The organism is Kitasatospora sp. HPM-01-4 (assembly GCF_051374625.1).
GTDB lineage: Bacteria > Actinomycetota > Actinomycetes > Streptomycetales > Streptomycetaceae > Kitasatospora.
Map to the genome: position 1 here is coordinate 2,021,225 of NZ_JBPQGP010000005.1, position 15,786 is coordinate 2,037,010.

The following is a 15,786-nucleotide window of genomic DNA, read 5'->3' on the forward strand; positions in this document are numbered from 1 at the left end:
TCAGGGGCACCGCGCTCATCCCGTTCCCGGGTGTCAGACCGAGATCACCCGGAGCGCCGGGTGGTCGACCGTGTTGAGGTACAGCTTCTCCTTGGTGCCCTCCTGCTCCAGCTCGACCACCAGGCGGTACCGGTACAGGCCGGGCTTGGCGGTGCTCAGCACGGTGCCGGCCCAGTAGTAGTAGACCGGGGTCAGCGGGGAGCGCATGCGGTCGGGCATCCCGTAGATCTTGAGCTCGGTGAAGAGCTTCCGCTCCGCGACGTCCTCCTCGTCACCCAGCTCGGTGTCGAGGACCACGATGTTGTTGATCTTGGGCATCGGAGGCCAGGTGCCGTCCAGCCGCCGCTCCATGTCGATCGGGCGGATGATCCAGTTGATCACCTGGCCCTGCTTGCAGACCGTCTCCAGCTGCCGGGTCCCCTGACCCGAGCCGCCGACGCTGTTGTCCATCATGTACATCGCGTTGCTCAGCGAGCCCGTCGCCGCCGCCCGTTCCATGTTCACGAAGGTGACGATGTTGAGCTGTACCGAGTTCAGCTGGCCGGGGTTCTGCTTCTCCGCCTCGGTGTTGCGCGTACTGGTTGTCAAGGTTCCTCCTTCGAGCGCGCCGCTCGGGGCTGTCCGGTGTGCTAGCCGACCAGGGCGGGCGACAGCGTGGTGGTGATCGGCTCGGTCTGCGTGCCCAGCCTGAACTTGATCTGGTACGGGACGTGGGACACCTCGTCCTTCTTCACCGTCCCGATCCAGTACGCGACGTCGGTGCCCGGGTAGACCTTCCGGACCGGCTCGCACACCTCCGGGTCGATCACGATGCCGTCGATCGCGACGAAGGCCTCGCACTCGAGCGCCAGCACGTTCCAGAGCAGCTGGTCGCCGGCCTTGACCTTGGTCCGCAGCTCCTCGGTGCCGAACCCGGCCGACCCGCCGGCCCGGTTGGTGTCGTACAGGTACAGGTGGCCGTTGGTGCTCTGGGCCGCCAGCATCCCGACGCAGTCCACCACGGCGGTGATCGAGATCGGGCGCTTCGGTGTGGTCTTCTGCCTTGGCTTGGTGGTCATCTCTCCTCCTCGTCCTTGCTGGATCTCGGGCTTAGGCGAACGCGGCCGGGGCGATGGGCAGGTAGCCCATACCGGCACCGGTGAACGCGTTCCGCTTGGGCTCCGAGACGATCCGGAGCTTGGACTCGCAGGTGAAGTTGACCGGCTCCCAGGTCCACTCGCCGGCCCGCTGGACCAGGTCGTGGAGCTGGATCCGCATCTTGTAGGTGTACGTGCCCGGCCGGGAGGTGTCGACCGTCGCGGACCAGTACCAGCCGTCGGTGACCAGGTCGGGGGAACCGTACTCGGCCGGGTAGATGATCTTCTCGTCCACCGCCTCGCCGAAGATGTCGGTGATGACCGGGGCCGGGTAGCTGTGCGCACCCTGGCTGTGGTCGGAGACCACCTGGCCGGTGACGTCCAGGACCCGCTGCCCGGAGTGCGCGCGGGTGCGCCCGGTGGTCCTGACCCGGGTGCCGACGGTCTTGTGGATCTTGGCGAGCGCGGCGTCGGTGTCGCCGTTGACCGACGGCTTGCCCGCCAGCGCCGCCAGCTCGGCCAGCGCCTCCGACTCGGCCTGCCGCGACCGGGTGGTGTGGTAGCCGCGCGGCACCGTCGGCGGAATCGAACCCAGGCTGTACGGCAGCCAGTTGAGCACCTGCTCACCGGCCTGCGAACCGTCGTTCCAGTAGGCGCCGTTGACCGCGGTCACCAGTTCGCCGCTGCCCTGGTTCAGGGAGCCCTGCAGCTTCATGTTGTCGAACAGGTACGTGTTGCCGTCCAGCGTCCGGGACTCCAGCGCGTTGCCGACGTCCACGAGCACGATGATCGCTAGCTGTTGGGCCATGAGCCCACCCTCCTTGTCGGTGTTCCGCTTACAGGCACATCAGCGCGGGCGAGTCGATGTACAGCACGCTGTGCTCGCCCTCGTACATCTGCAGTTCGAGCCGGTACCGGTACGGCACTCCGGGGGTCATGAAGTAGGGCACCACGCCGGACCAGACGTGGAGGTCCAGCTTCCCGCCCTCCGCCTGACGGCCGGCCGGGGCGGCGTCCTCGCCCTCGGGCGCGTACTCGGTCGCGCTCGCCGCCTCGCCCGCTCCGAGGAAGGTGATGTTCTTGATCTCGACCGGTGTCTGCAGGTCCACCGCCAGGGCGGACCACTGGACCACCTGGCCCGGCGTCACGATGGTGCACAGCTCGGCGGACCCCTGGCCGGTGCTGTCGAACGCACCGTCATCGATCAGGCAGAGGTTGCCGTTGAGCAGCGTCTTGTCGGAGAGCGCCCCGATGACGTCCACGACGACGGCGATGTTCACTTGCGGCTTCACACTCACTCCATTCCTCAAACGTGGTTCCCGGAGCCGCTGTCGCTAGCCCCGGTCCCGCACCAGCGGGACCTTGCCGACCTCGGTCCGCTCGATCTCGGCGGACGAGCGGTGTACGAACTTGATCTGGAACCGGTAGCCGGTCTTCTCGATCGAGGCGGGGTTCGCCTCGCCCTGGTTGAACAGCGAGAGCGAGCGGGGCAGCGCGTTGACGAACACGTGCTGCACCCCGTACGGACCGAGCGCGGTGTCCATCCGGTACGTCAGACCGGGGACGTCGTCGACCGAGGCGATCAGCGTGATGGTCTTGCTCTCGCGGTGGTTCACGAACTGGACCTCGTGGGCCGCCACGTCCAGGTCCAGCGCCCCGGCCTTCTTCAGGTCCTCGCGCACCGCGTCGTAGGCGCGCGCGGCCGAGTACTGGCTGTCGTTCAGGTGCAGGATGTCCCCGGTGCGGCCCGCGAACTCGAACTGCTGGGCCTTCAGCCCCGGCCCGTCCAGCCTCGGCCGGCGGATCATCCGGTCGCCCAGCTTGAGCCGCAGCAGCGGAGCCTCGTGCCCGTGCAGGCGGGTGACGACCAGCTCGCCCTCCTCGCCCTCGGCGACCCAGCGGCCCTCCTTGTCCACGATCTCGACCAGGTGCAGCCCGGGGACGGACGTCAGGAACGGCGAGTCCTCCCGCAGCTGCAGCCCGATGGTCTCCGCCTGGGTGGCGGCGAAGTAGCTGAGGATCGACAGGTTCGGGTACATCGCCTTGAGCTCGGCCCGCTTGCGCTGCGGCAGCACCCCGCTCCCGTACAGCGCGACCCGGAAGCTCTCCTTGGCCTGCTGGCTCATGCCCGCACCGAGCTCGCTGAGGATCGCGATACCCGCGGTGATCCCCATCAGCGCCTTCGGGCCCGGGTAGGAGAACATGTGCTCTAGCACCGGGGCGGTGACCGGACCGGCACCGATGTAGTTGACCCCGGGCACATGGGCGAGCACCCCGCCCACCATGGTGCCGCTGCTCCACATCTGGTAGTCGGCCAGCGTGGTGTACAGCCACTTGGGGTCGCTGCCGGTCAGGTAGTCGCTCAGCTGGTAGGTGCCCATGAAGCGGCCGGCCACCTCGTAGGTGTCCCGCAGCTCGCTCAGCGGGTACACCGTCTCCAGCGGGCGCCCGCTGCTGGTGCCGCCGCTGGCCACGATCTCGAACCCGCCGCGCTCCAGCGGCACCACCATGCCCGGACGCGAGTCCATGAAGAAGTCGCGCTGGGTGTCCTTGTCGGACAGCGGGATCCGCTGCCAGTCCTCGTACGTCTCCGGCGCGCTGCTGATCCCGGCGCCCGAAAGGCGGCTGCGCCACAGCGGGTTGAGCAGCACCGTGTTGACCATCTGCTGGAGCCGGCGCAGCACCAGGGCGTCCTGGACCTCGTGCGAGACCTCGCTGTACGGCGCCTGGCAGACCCGCTCGCACTCCTGGAGCTTGCTGAGGAACGAGGGGAGCTTCGTGACCGCGTCGACGGAGTCCGGCTTCAGCTCCCATTCGGGGATCAGCCAGCCCGCCAGCTCGTCGATTCCCCCCGGAGCCGGCCGTGCCTGGGCAGCACTCACTGCACTCATTGTCATTTCCCTGCTCATCCTTGAATTCGCTTGACTTCGCTTGAATTCGCCGCCTGGATTCGTCACGAATTCGCCGGGCGGACCGGCTGCGGAAATCCGTGGCTCACTTGCCGCCGTCGAGCAGGTCGCGGCCGATCCGCCTGATCTCGCCCAGCAGCATCCGGAAGTGTTCGGCGGTGATCTCGTGGTTCATCATCACCACGCGCAGCGCGGCGACGCCGTCGATGTTCACCTTGGAGATGAAGAAATTGCCCTGGATCTTGATCCGGTTCCGGATCGCCACCTGGACGCGGTGCACGTCCTCGTCCCTGATATCGGCGGGACGGTAGCGGAAGCACATGATGTTGGCCTCCGGCTGGTGCACCGATTCGAAGTCGGGCTCGTCGAGGACGATCCGGTGGATCTCCTCCGTGAGGTCGCAGAGATACTCGATCTTCTCGGCGAACAGGGCCCGGCCGTAGACCGACCAGAGCGTCCAGAGCGGCATGATCATCGGGCGCTTGGTGCACTCGAAGTTCACCCCGCCGCTGTCCAGCTCGGTGTAGCGGTCCGGCTCCTCGTCGAAGACGTAGCTGGCGCGCTGCTGGAAGGCCCCGAGGCTGTCCTGGCCGTTCCGGTAGAACAGCAGGGTGCACGGCGCGGGAACGAACATCATCTTGTGTGCGTCCCAGGCCAGCGAGTCGGCCTTCTCGATGCCCTTCAGCTTCCCGCGGAGGCGGTCCGAGACCAGCAGGCTGGCCCCGTGCGCACCGTCGACGTGCAGCCAGATGCCCTTCTCGCGGGCCAGGTCGCCGAGCTCGTCGAGCGGGTCGAAGGCGCCGACCGAGGTGGTGCCGGCCGAGGCGACCAGGCAGAACACCTTGAGACCGCGCCGCTCGGCCTCCTCCAGAGTGGGCCCGACCTGGTCGATCGCGATCTGCTGGGCCTCGTTGAGCGGCAGGCGGACGATCTGCGCCTCGCCGATCCCCAGGATCCCGGCGGCCCGCGAGATGCTGTAGTGCACATCGGCGCCGACCGCGACGGCCGGGCGGGGCTGGCCGTCGGACACCGGACTGCCGCCCGACCAGAAGTCGGGGAACATCTTGTTCCTGGCCGCCAGCAGCGCGGTCAGGTTGGCGAGCGACCCGCCGGAGGTGGTCACCATGGCGAAGCTCTCCGCTTCCCACCCGATGAACCGGTTGAGCTCCTCGGCCATGAGCCGCTCGGCCACGCTGGGCAGCTGCCCCGCCTCGTAGAACGACGACGGCTGGTTGACCACCGAGCTCACGAAGTCGATGACACCGGCCAGCGGGACCACGCCCGAGAACTGCCGCCCCATGTAGCCGGGCGAGTGCACCTGGATGCCGGTCCTGACGTACAGGTCGATGATCTCGGTCAGACGCTTCTCGTCGAAGGCCGCGATGTTCTCGCGCTCCGTGGTCATCAGGGCCCTTGCGGCCTGCGTCAGGACTTCCGGGTCGATCAGGTCGAGTCCCCTGATCGAGAAATCGGCCAGATGGCTCTCCAGCCGGCTCACCGCTGTTTCGGAATTCTCCCGGAACAGCTCGGGGTCGAATGCGTCGACCAGTAGCCCGCCCCGTGGCTCCTTACCGGTGGACGGGAGCAGCGGCCTCGGTTTCTGGACGCCGAAAAGCGACCCAGGCCCGCCCTGCTGCTCAATGATCTGGTTCTTCGACCGCGATTCCACCATAGGAACCCCCCAAGGACATGTGCTGGACATGTGCCGTATGTCCTGACGTACATATTTCAGGACGACGTGATGGACTCTCTCGTTCCGGAGCCGTTCGTGTCCAGCTGGGTAACTCCAACGGGTGAATCTGCACTCGTTGCTGACTTTCGATTGCGCGCCGCCCCGTCAGCACTCCAGTACTAGACGGTTCCAGATATTTCCTGGTCAGAGCAGGTAGTCGCCGACTCACATTTCGAACATCAAATTCGTACATGCCTGCAGCGATTCGAACAGAACGCCAGCGGCAGGCCAAGTGGAGGGACCGCTACCGCAGCAGAACGCCCGGCTTGGACAGTGTCCGGGCCGGGCGCACAAATGATCTGATGAGACGTCACAACACCAGCCCCATGCGGAAGTTGGGCATCAGAAATGTTGAATCGCCCCGCGTCCGCTTCTCCCCAGGGGCCCCTACGGCCGCCACATCCGCCGCCCCGGGGCAGGCCGACCGCGTTCGATGGGCACGACGAGCCGGGCATGGGCGCCGCCGGCGGGGCGGGCCGCCCTGGCCGGCGATTCGGCGACGAGCCCGCTCCGGGCCGGCCGAACCGCCGGATCAGCCCTCGTAGGGCAGGAGTTCGGCGCGCTTGGGCGGCCGGTGGTCGCCGGAGGAGCGGCCGGTGAGGCGGCGGCCGATCCACGGGCCGAGGTGGACCCGCAGCCAGCGCAGGTCGGAGTGGAGCCGTTCGGCCCGGCCGCGCGGGGCGGCGGGAGGCAGCGGCGCGCGCCAGTCGAAGCCCGCCGGGCGGCCGAGTGCCTCCAGCACGGCGGCCGCGACCCGGCGGTGCCCCTCCGGGGAGAGGTGCAGCCGGTCCTCCGCCCACAGTCGGCGGTCGTCGAAGCAGGGCGCCGAGAAGAGGTCCACCACCAGGACCTCGGGGTGCTGCCCGGCCAGTCCCTCGACGAACGCCTTCATCTCCAGGATCGCCGGGAGCAGCCGGACGCTTCCGGCCAGCCGGCGGGTCGGATCGGTGCTGGTGAACATCACCACGGTCGAGCCGGGTCCGGTGCCGTCGCCGGCCAGCAGAGTGGTGGCTGCCAGCCCGAGCAGCCGCCTGACCTCGGCGACGTCGCAGCCGGGCCGCAGCACGTCGTTCAACCCGCCTGCGAGGGTGACCAGTTGGGCGTTCATCGCGGCGGCCCGGTCCACCTGCTCCGCGTGGATCTGGCCGATGAGCTTGCCGCGCACGGCGAGGTTGGCGTAGCGGAACTCCTCCCCCGGCCGCTCGGCGGCCAGCGCGGCGGCGACCCGGTCGGCCCACCCCCGGAACTGGCCGTCGGGCAGCAGCTCGTCGCACATCCCCTCGGTGAAGGAGTCCCCGACGGCGACGTAGGAGGCGTACCCGGTGCGCCCGGGCACGGGCGTCCGAGCGGGACAACTGCCCTGGGGGGCCGGGGCGGTGGCGGCGGTGCTCTCGTTCATCGGTACAGGATCGTACGCGTAGCACGTACCGCCCGGTCACGGAGCCCCCGGCCCTGGCCATGGCGGGCCCGGACGGCGTCCCGGCAGGTCGGGTGGGGGCGGGCCGGCCGTCGGGGGCGCGGGTCGGCGGCCGGGGGCGCGGGTCGGCGCTCGGGGGGAAATTCGCGGCGAGGGGGGTCACGGGAGTGCGGGGAATGCGCGGCAGGGCGGCGCGGAACCGGGTCCGCGCGAGTCCGGGCCGGGATAAACCGGTGACAGCCCCCGCACTCGCTGCTTTGATGCACTGCGTGACTCCAACCGATACCCGGCCGTCAGCGCCCGTCCTGGACATTCTTGAGCGTTACTACGACAGCGTGCCGAGGAGCAGCGCCCGGGTCGAGGACTTCGGTCCGCTCTCGCTGTTCGTCCGCGAAGGCGAGGGCTGGCCGTTCTACGCCAGGCCCGCGCTCGGCGCCGCCACCGCGGTGACGGTCGCGGACGTGCAGCGGGTCAGGGCCCGGCAGCGGGAGCTGGGCGCGCCGGAGGCCTTCGAGTGGGTCGCCGAGACCACGCCCTCGCTGCGCGCCGCCGCCGAGGCCTCCGGGCTGAGTGTGCACGCGCATCCGCTGATGGTGCTCGCCCCGGAGGCACCGGTCCCGCCGACCGGGCCTCGCGCCGGTGTCACCGTGCGCCTGCTGGACGCCGACGACCCGGCCCTGGCCGCCGCCCTGGCGATCGGACGGCTGGCCTTCGCCGAACCCGGTACCCGGCTCGGTGCCGCGGGCCCGGCCGAACTGGCCGACGCGGCCCTGGTCGCGGCCCGGGACGGTTCCGTCGAGCGCATCGCCGGCCGGATGCGCGCGGGCCTGACCCGGGTCGCGATCGCGATCGCGGACGGCGTCACACTGTGCTCGGGCATGCACCAGCCGGTCGGGGAGGTCAGCGAGGTGGTCGGTGTCGGCACCCTGCCCGCCGCGCGCCGCCAAGGGCTCGCCCGCGCGGTCACCGCCGCCCTGGTGGCCGACGCCCTCGCGGGCGGCGTCCGTACCGTCTTCCTGTCCGCCGGGGACGAGGACGTCGCCCGGATCTACGCCCGTGTCGGCTTCCGCCCGGTCGGCACCGCCCTGATCGCCGAACCCTCCTGACCCCCGCCCCACCGGGGACCAAAGGCCCCGCGGCGGCGCACGGCGACCGGGTCGCCGTGCGCCGCCCGGTCGAACACGCGGGCCCGCCCCAGAAGGAGCGGGCCCGCGTTCGATCCCGCCCCGGCCTCATGGGTCGGCCGGTTCCGGGGGCGGTGGTGTCAGGGCTTGCCCGGTGTCAGGGCTTGCCCGGTGTCAGGGCTTGCCCGGTGTCAGGCCTTGCCCCGTGTCAGGGCTTGCCCGGTGTCAGGGCTTGCCCGGTGTCAGGGCTTGCCCTTGGAGACGAAGAGGACGACGGCGGTGCCGGGGGCGACGACGGCGCCGGCTGCGGGCTCCACGCTGATCACGGCACCGGCCGGGATCTTCCAGTCGGTGAAGTTCTGGATGTGAGCGATCCTCAGTCCGGCCTCCGTGAGGAGTTCCTGGGCCTGAGCCTGGGACTTGCCGAGCACCGTCGGAACGGTGACGGAGGCCTTACCCGGCCCCGGCCTGGTGTCGACGCCGGGAGAGGGCGTAGCGACCGCCGCCGGCGTGCCGGAGGGCACCGGGGCCGGCCCGCCACCGGCCGTCGGCGCAACGGAGGGCACCGGAACGGGCGTGCCGCACGGCGGCGTTCCCGCGGGCACCGGGGCGGGCGTGTCACAGGCCGTCGGCGTGCCGGAGGGCACCGGGACGGGCGTGCCGCACGGCGACGTTCCCGCGGGCACCGGGACGGGCGTGTCACAGGCCGTCGGCGTACCGGAGGCCACGGGGGTGGGTGTCGCGGTGCCGGCGGAAGCCGCGGCGCTCTGCCGGGCGGGAGGCTCGCCGGAGCCGTTCAGGGCGAAGGCGGTACCCGCCGCCAGGACGACGGCGACCGCCGACCCGGCGACGGCGAGCAGCCCGCGCCGACGGCGGGTGCGGCGCAGGATGGCGGTGCCGTCGAACGTGGGAGGGTGCGCGTCGTGCGCGAAGTTGTCCATGGCCTGGATCAGTGCCTCTCTGAAGTCGTGGTCCTGGGTGGAGCCTTGGCGGCCGAGGTGGCCGTCGGGCGGGAACGAGGTCATCACGCACCTTCGAACTGGGGCAGGGAAAAGGGCCGTTCGTCGTCCGGTGCGCGCGGAGGCGGTTCGGACCGGGGTACCGAGGTACGCAGTTTGGCCAACCCGCGGGCGAGTTGCGAGCGCACGGCGGACGGCGAGATCCGGAGGACCTCGGCGATCTCCTGATCGCCCATGTCGTGCAGGAAGTGCAGCACCACGACGGTGCGCATCCCGATCGGCAGGGCGTGGAGCGCCTGTACCAGTTCGTCGCGGAGGTCCACCAGCCGGTACGGGTCGCGGGGATCCGCGTGGTCCGCGAGATCCGAGCGCTCACCGGACCGGCGGAGCCTGCGCCATCGGTCGTTGGCCAGGTTCACCACGATCCGGCGCACATAGGCCTCCGGCGAGTCCGCCACGGCGACCTTGCCCCAGTGCCGGCACGCCTTCTCCAGCGCCTCCTGCAGCAGGTCCTCCGCGGTCTCCCGGCTTCCGGTCAGGACGTAGGCGGTCCGGAACAGTGCCGCGGAGCGCTGCTGGACGAACTCGGCGAAGTCGACCCGTCCGCCGTCCCTGCCGCTGTCCCTGCCGCTGTCCCTGCCGCGCCTGCCAATCCTCACCAGGCGTCCGCCGATGCACTCATGCTCTCCTCCTTGACGTTCCCGCACCCATGACGGCCGCCCACCGCGCCCTGCTGCACCGGCCCGGCCGAAGTGACGCGCATCACTGTGGCCGGCGCGGCGGGAGGCGGCCCCGAGGTGGAAAGCCCGACGCCCCCACCGGAACCGTCGGGGCCGGTGGGGGCGTCGGGGTGTGTGGCCGTGTGGCCGTGCGGACACCAGGTGGAGCCGGGCCTAACCTCCCGTCACCCAGTGCTCGCGGACGGCGTCGGTGGGCCGGGGCTCGCCGAGGGCGTCGAGGCCCCATACGCCGAGGGCGTCGATGACCTGACGGAGCGCGAGTCCGCGTTCGGTCAGCTGGTAGACCGTCCCGCTCGCGGGGCGTTCCAGCTTGCGGCGGACCGCCAGCCCGTCGCCCTCCAGCTGCTTGAGGCGCGCGGCCAGGATGTCGGTGGAGACACCCGGCAGGTCCGCGTGCAGGTCGGTGTAGCGGCGTGGGCCGCCGAGGAGTTCACGGACGATCAGGAGGCTCCAGCGCTCCCCCACCGTGTCCAGGGCCCGGGCGACGGCACAGTACTGGTCGTAGCTTCGGCGTGGCATGCGGATCAGCATAGCCAAGAGGTTGGACTTTCCAAGTAGATACTTGGTAGAACAAAGTGACCAGACTGACCGTGCGGTGACGGACGCCTCGGGAGACCACTGATGGAGTTTCGGCAGTCCAGCAAGCTGAAGGACGTGTGCTACGAGATCCGCGGCCCGGTGGTCGACCAGGCCAACGCGCTGGAGGAGGCCGGGCACACGGTCCTGCGCCTGAACACCGGCAACCCGGCCCCGTTCGGCTTCGAGGCGCCGGAGGAGATCCTCCAGGACATCATCCGCAACCTCCCGAACGCGCACGGCTACAGCGACGCCCGCGGCATCCTGCCCGCCCGCCGCGCCGTGGTGCAGTACTACCAGCAGCGCGGCGTCCCGGGCGTCACGGTGGACGACGTCTACCTCGGCAACGGCGCCTCCGAGCTGATCCAGATGAGCGTGCAGGCGCTGGTGGACGACGGCGACGAGGTACTGGTCCCGATGCCGGACTACCCGCTCTGGACCGCGGTCGTGCGGTTCGCCGGTGGCAAGGCCGTGCACTACCTGTGCGACGAGGAGGCGGACTGGTACCCCGACCTCGACGACATCGCCGCCAAGATCACCAGCCGCACCAAGGCCATCGTGGTCATCAACCCCAACAACCCCACGGGCGCGGTCTATTCGAAGGAGCTGCTGGAGGGCATCCTCGAACTCGCCCGCCGCCACGGGCTGATGGTCTTCGCCGACGAGATCTACGACAAGATCCTCTACGACGGCACCGAGCACCACTGCCTGGCCGCGCTCTCCGACGACGTCCTCACGCTGACCTTCAACGGCCTCTCCAAGGCCTACCGGGTGGCGGGATTCCGCAGCGGCTGGCTGGTGGTCTCAGGCCCCAAGCAGCACGCCAGGGACTACCTGGAGGGGCTGACCATGCTCGCCGGGATGCGGCTGTGCCCCAACGTCCCGGCCCAGTACGCGGTGCAGGCCGCGCTCGGCGGCCACCAGTCCATCCACGACCTCACCCTGCCGAACGGGCGCCTCACCGAGCAGCGCGACGTCGCCTGGCGGGCGCTCAACGAACTGCCCGGCGTCAGCTGCGTCAAGCCCAAGGGCGCCCTCTACGCCTTCGCCAGGCTCGACCCGGCGGTCCACAGGATCGTGGACGACGAGCGGTTCGTCCTCGACCTGCTGCTCCGCGAGAAGATCCACCTCGTCCAGGGCAGCGGCTTCAACTGGCCCCGCCCGGACCACTTCCGCTTCGTCACCCTCCCCCGGGCCGACGACCTGGAGACCGCCATCAGCCGCATCGGCCGCTTCCTGGCCACCTACCGGCAGTAGGACCGACCGGCGGCAGGCGGCGCCCGGGCCCACGCCCGGGCTCAGCTCCCCCTCGGGCCGTACATGATGACGGCGACACCGGCCAGGCAGATCAGCGCACCGATGACGTCCGCCCGGTCCGGCCGGTAGCCGTCCATCACCACGCCCCACAGCAGCGAGCCGGCCACGAACACCCCGCCGTAGGCGGCCAGCACCCGCCCGAAGTGGCTGTCGGACTGCAGGGTCGCCACGAACCCGTACGCCCCGAGGGTGACCACGCCCGCCCCCACCCAGGCCAGCCCCCGGTGCTCGCGGACCCCCTGCCACACCATCCACGCACCCCCGATCTCCAGGATCGCGGCGAGGACGAACAGCAGGACGGAGCGTGCGACGGTCATGGTCAGCGAGCTTACGGGGTGAGCGGGCGGACCTCGGCGCACCGCCTCGGGCACCGAGGCCGCAGGGCCCGTGCTCGGGTGAGCACGGGCCCCGCGCCGTCCTGGGGCGACGCCGTCGGCGTCAGCGGCTCAGCCGCGCGGCCGGCGGCCGTCGCCGTCCTCGTCGTCCCAGCAGTCGCCGGCCTTGCGCAGGATGGTGTAGTGGTCGATCCGCGTACCGTCCTCGGCCAGGGCGGTGACCTTCATCGAGGACTTGCGGCCGGGGTGGGCCGGGGTGACGTCCACCTTGATGAAGGAGTAGCCGGTGTAGCGGACCCGGGACCACTGCACGGTCTCGTCCACCTTCACGCCGCCCTTGGCGAAGTGGAAGGTCTTGACCTCGTCGACGCGGTGCTCGTGGCCCTCGTAGGTGTCGGGGTAGTCGAAGTTGTAGAGGCTGCGGCCGGCGGCACCCGCGGTGACGTAGACGATGCCGTCCTTGGCGGGCTCGATGGTCTCGCCGCTCGGCACGGCCCTGGAGACCTTGTTGCCGAGGATCGCGTCGGTGCGCTCGTAGACGTGGTTGTGACCGTTGATCACCAGGTCCACCCGGTACTTCTCGAACAGCGGCACCCAGGCCTCGCGGACACCGCCCTCGGAGGCGTGCTGGTGGGTGGTGGAGAAGGCGCAGTGGTGGAAGAAGACCACGATGAAGTCGATGCCGTCGTCCGCGCGCAGCTCGCGCAGCTTACGGTCCAGCCACCTGGTCTGCTTGCCCGCGGTGAGGCCGAGGTTGGCCGGGATCTCGTAGGAGACGTCGTTGGCGTCCAGCGAGACGACACCGACGTTGCCGTACTTGAAGGCGTAGACCCCGGGGGCCTTGCGCGGGTCCGGGCCGTTCTCGGGCAGGTAGAACCGGGCGTTCTCGCCGCCGTACCCGTTGTGCGAGTACCAGGCCTCCATGTCGTGGTTGCCGTAGGAGACCATCCACGGGATCTTCGAGGCGACGGTCTCGGTCTGGGCCAGGAAGGCGTCCCAGGTCCTGGCGTTGTACGCGACCTTGTCCGAGTCCTGGCCCTGGCCCATCGGGTCGGCGTAGCAGATGTCGCCCGCGTGCAGGTGGAAGGCCGGCTTCTGGGCCAGGATGACGTGGTCGTTCCCGGCGGCGTGCGAGCTGACGCCCTGGTCACCGAAGGCGGTGAAGGTGAACGGCGCGTACGGCCTGCCCCGGCGCCAGTGGCGGCTCGGCGCGGTGTGGAAGGTGCTCAGGGTGGAGATGGCCTGCTGCGAGGCCGGGTCGAAACCGTCGTGGCCGACACCGTAGTAGTAGGTGGTGTCCGGGTCGAGGTCGTCCAGCGAGACGTGCAGGTAGTACTGGTCGACCGGGGTGCCGGTCGGGGTCAGCGCCGGGGTGTGCAGGGCGCGCACCTCCGCCTGGACCTTGTGGCCGAGCGACCACGGGTGCTTGCCGAAACGCAGGAACGGCCGCTTGACCGGGGCCGGGACCTGCCAGGAGATCCGGAACTGGGTGTCCGGCTCGGCGCCGAAGGCCAGGTGGCGGCCGATCGGGGCCACCATCGAGCCGTCGATGCCGGCCGTGGCGCCCGCCGCGAGCAGGCCCGGGGTCGCGGGGGCGGCGAAGGCGGTGCCGCCCAGCGCCCCGCCGACGGCGACCGCCCCGACCGTCACGGCGCCCATCCGCAGCGCCCTGCGACGGGAGAACCTGCTGCGCAGGTACTCGTGCTGCTCGGCCATGCTCATCCGGTCGGCGAGCTTCTCGGGCACGCCCATGCGTGGGATATCCATGGCGTGGAGATTCGCAGCGGCGGATGGCGCGCACACGGACATCCGGTGAACGATCACTGGCGTGTCGATGTTCCGGACCGCAAGTTTCGACCAAGTGTTCGCAAAGAACGGGTGACTGCCCGGTGGCGCATGGGAACTGATTGACGGTCGCGTGACCCGGATTTGACCGACGGCTTCGGCTTCCCCCGGAGCGGCGACCGTCTCCGCTCTCAGACGGTGTCCGCCGCCGCGGCCCTCAGCGCGGCGGCGGCGCCGCTGGTGATCGGCTCACCGTGGCCGAAGACCGCCACCCGCGCGTCCAGCCCCGCCAGCCGGTGGAGGGACTCGATCGCCCGCGCCCGGTCCCGGTTGAAGACCCCGAGCATGGTCCGCCCGGCGACGTTGGCCACCGCGTCCCCGGTGAACAGCACCCGCGGGCCGGGCAGGTAGAACGCGGCGCTCCCGTCCGTGTGCCCCGGCACCGCCACCACTCTCGCCCCGCCGCCGAACCCGACCGCATCGCCCTCGGACAGCTCGACGTCCACCCGCGCGGGCGGAACCGCCGGCAGATCGGGCTTGGCCGCCCAGAGTTCGCGCTCCCACGCCGGGGCGTCGTCGAACACCGGCAGCAGCATCGGCTGGTCGCCCCGGATCACCGGCGCGTCCATCCGGTGCGCCATCACCTGGACCAGGCCCTCGTTCCAGCCGCCGATCTCGGCCGCCGAACCCGTGTGGTCCTCGTGGCAGTGGGTCAGCAGCACCCGGCGCAGCTCGCCCGGATCGCGCCCGAGCCCCCGGATCGCCTCCGCGATCGCCGGCCCCGAGCCGGCCACCCCGGTGTCGATCAGCGTCAACTCAACCGGATCGCACCAGAGATAGACGCAACCGATCTCAAAACCCAGCTGGTACAGCCGTCCTGGAAGGATCTCGATGGTCTCCATGCCGTCGATCCTTCATCGCGGCGACCCCGTTGGCGACCCAACTTCGCTGTGAGCGCACCGGATCAGCTCACAGCGGATCACCCGGCAGTGCCGTGTACCGCGCGCGCAGCTCCTCGATCACCGGGTGTCCGGCCGGGAAGAGCAGCCCGTCCAGCGCGCTCACGGCCCGGACTCCGACGGCCGCGTTGGTCGCGAACGCGGCTTCGAAACCCGCCGCCTCCGCCAGACCGACCCGCTCCGACCGGCAGGGGTGGAGCCCCCGCAGCAGTTCCATCGTGATCCCCGCCAGGTGGTCGGCCTCCGGCCAGACCACCTGGCGGCCGCTGACGAACCCGATGTTCCAGGTGCCGCCCTCGGAGATCCCGCGCTCGCCGTCCACGAACAGCACGTCGTCGAAACCCGCCCGCTGTGCCTGGCGGCGGCGCCAGAGCGAGCCGAACAGGGCGACGCTCTTCACTTCGGGCAGATCCCTGCGATGGGTCACCGAGCGCACCCGCAGCGGCGGCAGCGGCCCCGGACCGCCCGCCGGGCGGGCGGTCACCAGCAGCCGCGGTTCGGCGGGGGACCCGATCGTGCCGATGTCCAACGCCGGGTCGAAGACGGTCACCCGGACCACCACCGCACCGGTGGCCGGGACCACCCGGCGGGCGAACTCCCGTACCCGGCCGAGGTCCAGCTCGGTCTCGAAGACCGTACGGCAGTCGCGGGCCAGCCGCTCCAGGTGCAGTGGCAGGCCACGCACCCGGCCGTCCTCGACCAGCATGGTCGTGTAGTGGCCGTAGTTGGTGAGCGCCAGCGTCTGGAGCTCCGCCGGGCTCACCGGCCTTCCGTCCAACTCCGCCGTGCCGGGTGCGTCCTGGTCTGCCATGCGGCCAATCATGGCAGCTCGCCGTGGACCGAGGCGCCGGGCGGCC

General features: G+C 70.5%; 15 protein-coding genes and 1 pseudogene. 2 read left to right on the plus strand and 14 right to left on the minus strand.

All coding sequences use genetic code 11. The annotated features are described in order from the left end of the window. Positions 1-33: 33 nt before the first annotated feature. From ACSMTC_RS08775 to ACSMTC_RS08805, 7 genes are all read right to left on the minus strand, one after another. Positions 34-588, minus strand: coding sequence for a hypothetical protein (locus ACSMTC_RS08775; protein WP_436559091.1), 555 nt, complete (start codon positions 586-588; stop codon positions 34-36). A 41-nt stretch (positions 589-629) separates the two neighbouring features. Further along, positions 630-1,058 (minus strand): hypothetical protein, encoded by a 429-nt coding sequence (locus ACSMTC_RS08780; RefSeq protein ID WP_436559092.1) that lies wholly within the window; start codon positions 1,056-1,058, stop codon positions 630-632. A gap of 31 nt (positions 1,059-1,089) precedes the next feature. After that, complete coding sequence (locus ACSMTC_RS08785) at positions 1,090-1,884, minus strand: hypothetical protein (protein WP_436559093.1); 795 nt, start codon at positions 1,882-1,884, stop codon at positions 1,090-1,092. A 28-nt stretch (positions 1,885-1,912) separates the two neighbouring features. Beyond that, positions 1,913-2,368: a hypothetical protein gene (locus tag ACSMTC_RS08790; protein WP_436559094.1), complete on the minus strand. Its 456-nt coding sequence runs from the start codon at positions 2,366-2,368 to the stop codon at positions 1,913-1,915. 42 nt (positions 2,369-2,410) lie between these two features. Continuing rightward, on the minus strand, positions 2,411-3,958 hold the full coding sequence (locus ACSMTC_RS08795) for a phenylacetate--CoA ligase family protein (RefSeq protein WP_436559095.1): 1,548 nt from the start codon (positions 3,956-3,958) through the stop codon (positions 2,411-2,413). A gap of 112 nt (positions 3,959-4,070) precedes the next feature. Continuing rightward, on the minus strand, positions 4,071-5,483 hold the full coding sequence (locus tag ACSMTC_RS08800; RefSeq protein WP_436559096.1) for a pyridoxal phosphate-dependent decarboxylase family protein: 1,413 nt from the start codon (positions 5,481-5,483) through the stop codon (positions 4,071-4,073). Between the two features lie 766 nt (positions 5,484-6,249). Then, positions 6,250-6,993: an SGNH/GDSL hydrolase family protein gene (locus ACSMTC_RS08805; protein WP_436564630.1), complete on the minus strand. Its 744-nt coding sequence runs from the start codon at positions 6,991-6,993 to the stop codon at positions 6,250-6,252. A gap of 401 nt (positions 6,994-7,394) precedes the next feature. Here ACSMTC_RS08805 and ACSMTC_RS08810 point away from each other — a divergent pair, with 401 nt between their 5' ends. Continuing rightward, complete coding sequence (locus ACSMTC_RS08810; protein ID WP_436559097.1) at positions 7,395-8,240, plus strand: GNAT family N-acetyltransferase; 846 nt, start codon at positions 7,395-7,397, stop codon at positions 8,238-8,240. A gap of 260 nt (positions 8,241-8,500) precedes the next feature. Here the strand turns inward: ACSMTC_RS08810 and ACSMTC_RS08815 are convergent, their stop codons facing one another. The 3 genes and pseudogenes from ACSMTC_RS08815 to ACSMTC_RS08825 form a co-directional block, all read right to left on the minus strand. Further along, complete coding sequence (locus ACSMTC_RS08815) at positions 8,501-9,283, minus strand: PASTA domain-containing protein (RefSeq protein WP_436559098.1); 783 nt, start codon at positions 9,281-9,283, stop codon at positions 8,501-8,503. Continuing rightward, a complete protein-coding gene (locus ACSMTC_RS08820) occupies positions 9,283-9,876 on the minus strand; it encodes a SigE family RNA polymerase sigma factor (protein ID WP_436559099.1) in 594 nt (197 codons plus the stop codon). Before ACSMTC_RS08820 ends, ACSMTC_RS08815 begins: the two co-directional genes overlap by 1 nt. A 249-nt stretch (positions 9,877-10,125) precedes the next feature. Continuing rightward, a pseudogene (locus ACSMTC_RS08825) lies at positions 10,126-10,476 on the minus strand (winged helix-turn-helix transcriptional regulator); the annotation flags it as partial. Between the two features lie 102 nt (positions 10,477-10,578). On the opposite strand from ACSMTC_RS08825, the gene ACSMTC_RS08830 reads away from it, so the two are divergent. After that, positions 10,579-11,790, plus strand: coding sequence for a pyridoxal phosphate-dependent aminotransferase (locus ACSMTC_RS08830; protein ID WP_436559100.1), 1,212 nt, complete (start codon positions 10,579-10,581; stop codon positions 11,788-11,790). A 41-nt stretch (positions 11,791-11,831) separates the two neighbouring features. On the opposite strand, the gene ACSMTC_RS08835 is transcribed toward ACSMTC_RS08830, so the two are convergent. The 4 genes from ACSMTC_RS08835 to ACSMTC_RS08850 form a co-directional block, all read right to left on the minus strand. Further along, positions 11,832-12,167, minus strand: coding sequence for a YnfA family protein (locus ACSMTC_RS08835; RefSeq protein WP_436559101.1), 336 nt, complete (start codon positions 12,165-12,167; stop codon positions 11,832-11,834). Positions 12,168-12,296: 129 nt separating this feature from the next. After that, entirely contained in the window at positions 12,297-13,952 is a 1,656-nt protein-coding gene (locus ACSMTC_RS08840) for a purple acid phosphatase family protein (RefSeq protein WP_436559102.1), read from the minus strand. 209 nt (positions 13,953-14,161) lie between these two features. Then, entirely contained in the window at positions 14,162-14,872 is a 711-nt protein-coding gene (locus tag ACSMTC_RS08845; RefSeq protein WP_436559103.1) for an MBL fold metallo-hydrolase, read from the minus strand. A gap of 67 nt (positions 14,873-14,939) precedes the next feature. Beyond that, positions 14,940-15,740 (minus strand): aminotransferase class IV, encoded by an 801-nt coding sequence (locus tag ACSMTC_RS08850; protein WP_436559104.1) that lies wholly within the window; start codon positions 15,738-15,740, stop codon positions 14,940-14,942. Positions 15,741-15,786 lie beyond the last annotated feature (46 nt).

What these genes read in the sequence shown, in the direction of transcription:
- ACSMTC_RS08780 (WP_436559092.1), bottom strand. Translation starts at nt 1,058, where the DNA reads ATGACCACCAAGCCAAGGCAGAAGACCACACCGAAGCGCCCGATCTCG.
- ACSMTC_RS08785 (WP_436559093.1), bottom strand. Translation starts at nt 1,884, where the DNA reads ATGGCCCAACAGCTAGCGATCATCGTGCTCGTGGACGTCGGCAACGCG.
- ACSMTC_RS08805 (WP_436564630.1), bottom strand. Translation starts at nt 6,993, where the DNA reads ATGTGCGACGAGCTGCTGCCCGACGGCCAGTTCCGGGGGTGGGCCGAC.
- ACSMTC_RS08810 (WP_436559097.1), top strand. Translation starts at nt 7,395, where the DNA reads ATGCACTGCGTGACTCCAACCGATACCCGGCCGTCAGCGCCCGTCCTG.
- ACSMTC_RS08815 (WP_436559098.1), bottom strand. Translation starts at nt 9,283, where the DNA reads ATGACCTCGTTCCCGCCCGACGGCCACCTCGGCCGCCAAGGCTCCACC.
- ACSMTC_RS08830 (WP_436559100.1), top strand. Translation starts at nt 10,579, where the DNA reads ATGGAGTTTCGGCAGTCCAGCAAGCTGAAGGACGTGTGCTACGAGATC.
- ACSMTC_RS08835 (WP_436559101.1), bottom strand. Translation starts at nt 12,167, where the DNA reads ATGACCGTCGCACGCTCCGTCCTGCTGTTCGTCCTCGCCGCGATCCTG.
- ACSMTC_RS08840 (WP_436559102.1), bottom strand. Translation starts at nt 13,952, where the DNA reads ATGGATATCCCACGCATGGGCGTGCCCGAGAAGCTCGCCGACCGGATG.
- ACSMTC_RS08845 (WP_436559103.1), bottom strand. Translation starts at nt 14,872, where the DNA reads ATGGAGACCATCGAGATCCTTCCAGGACGGCTGTACCAGCTGGGTTTT.
- ACSMTC_RS08850 (WP_436559104.1), bottom strand. Translation starts at nt 15,740, where the DNA reads ATGGCAGACCAGGACGCACCCGGCACGGCGGAGTTGGACGGAAGGCCG.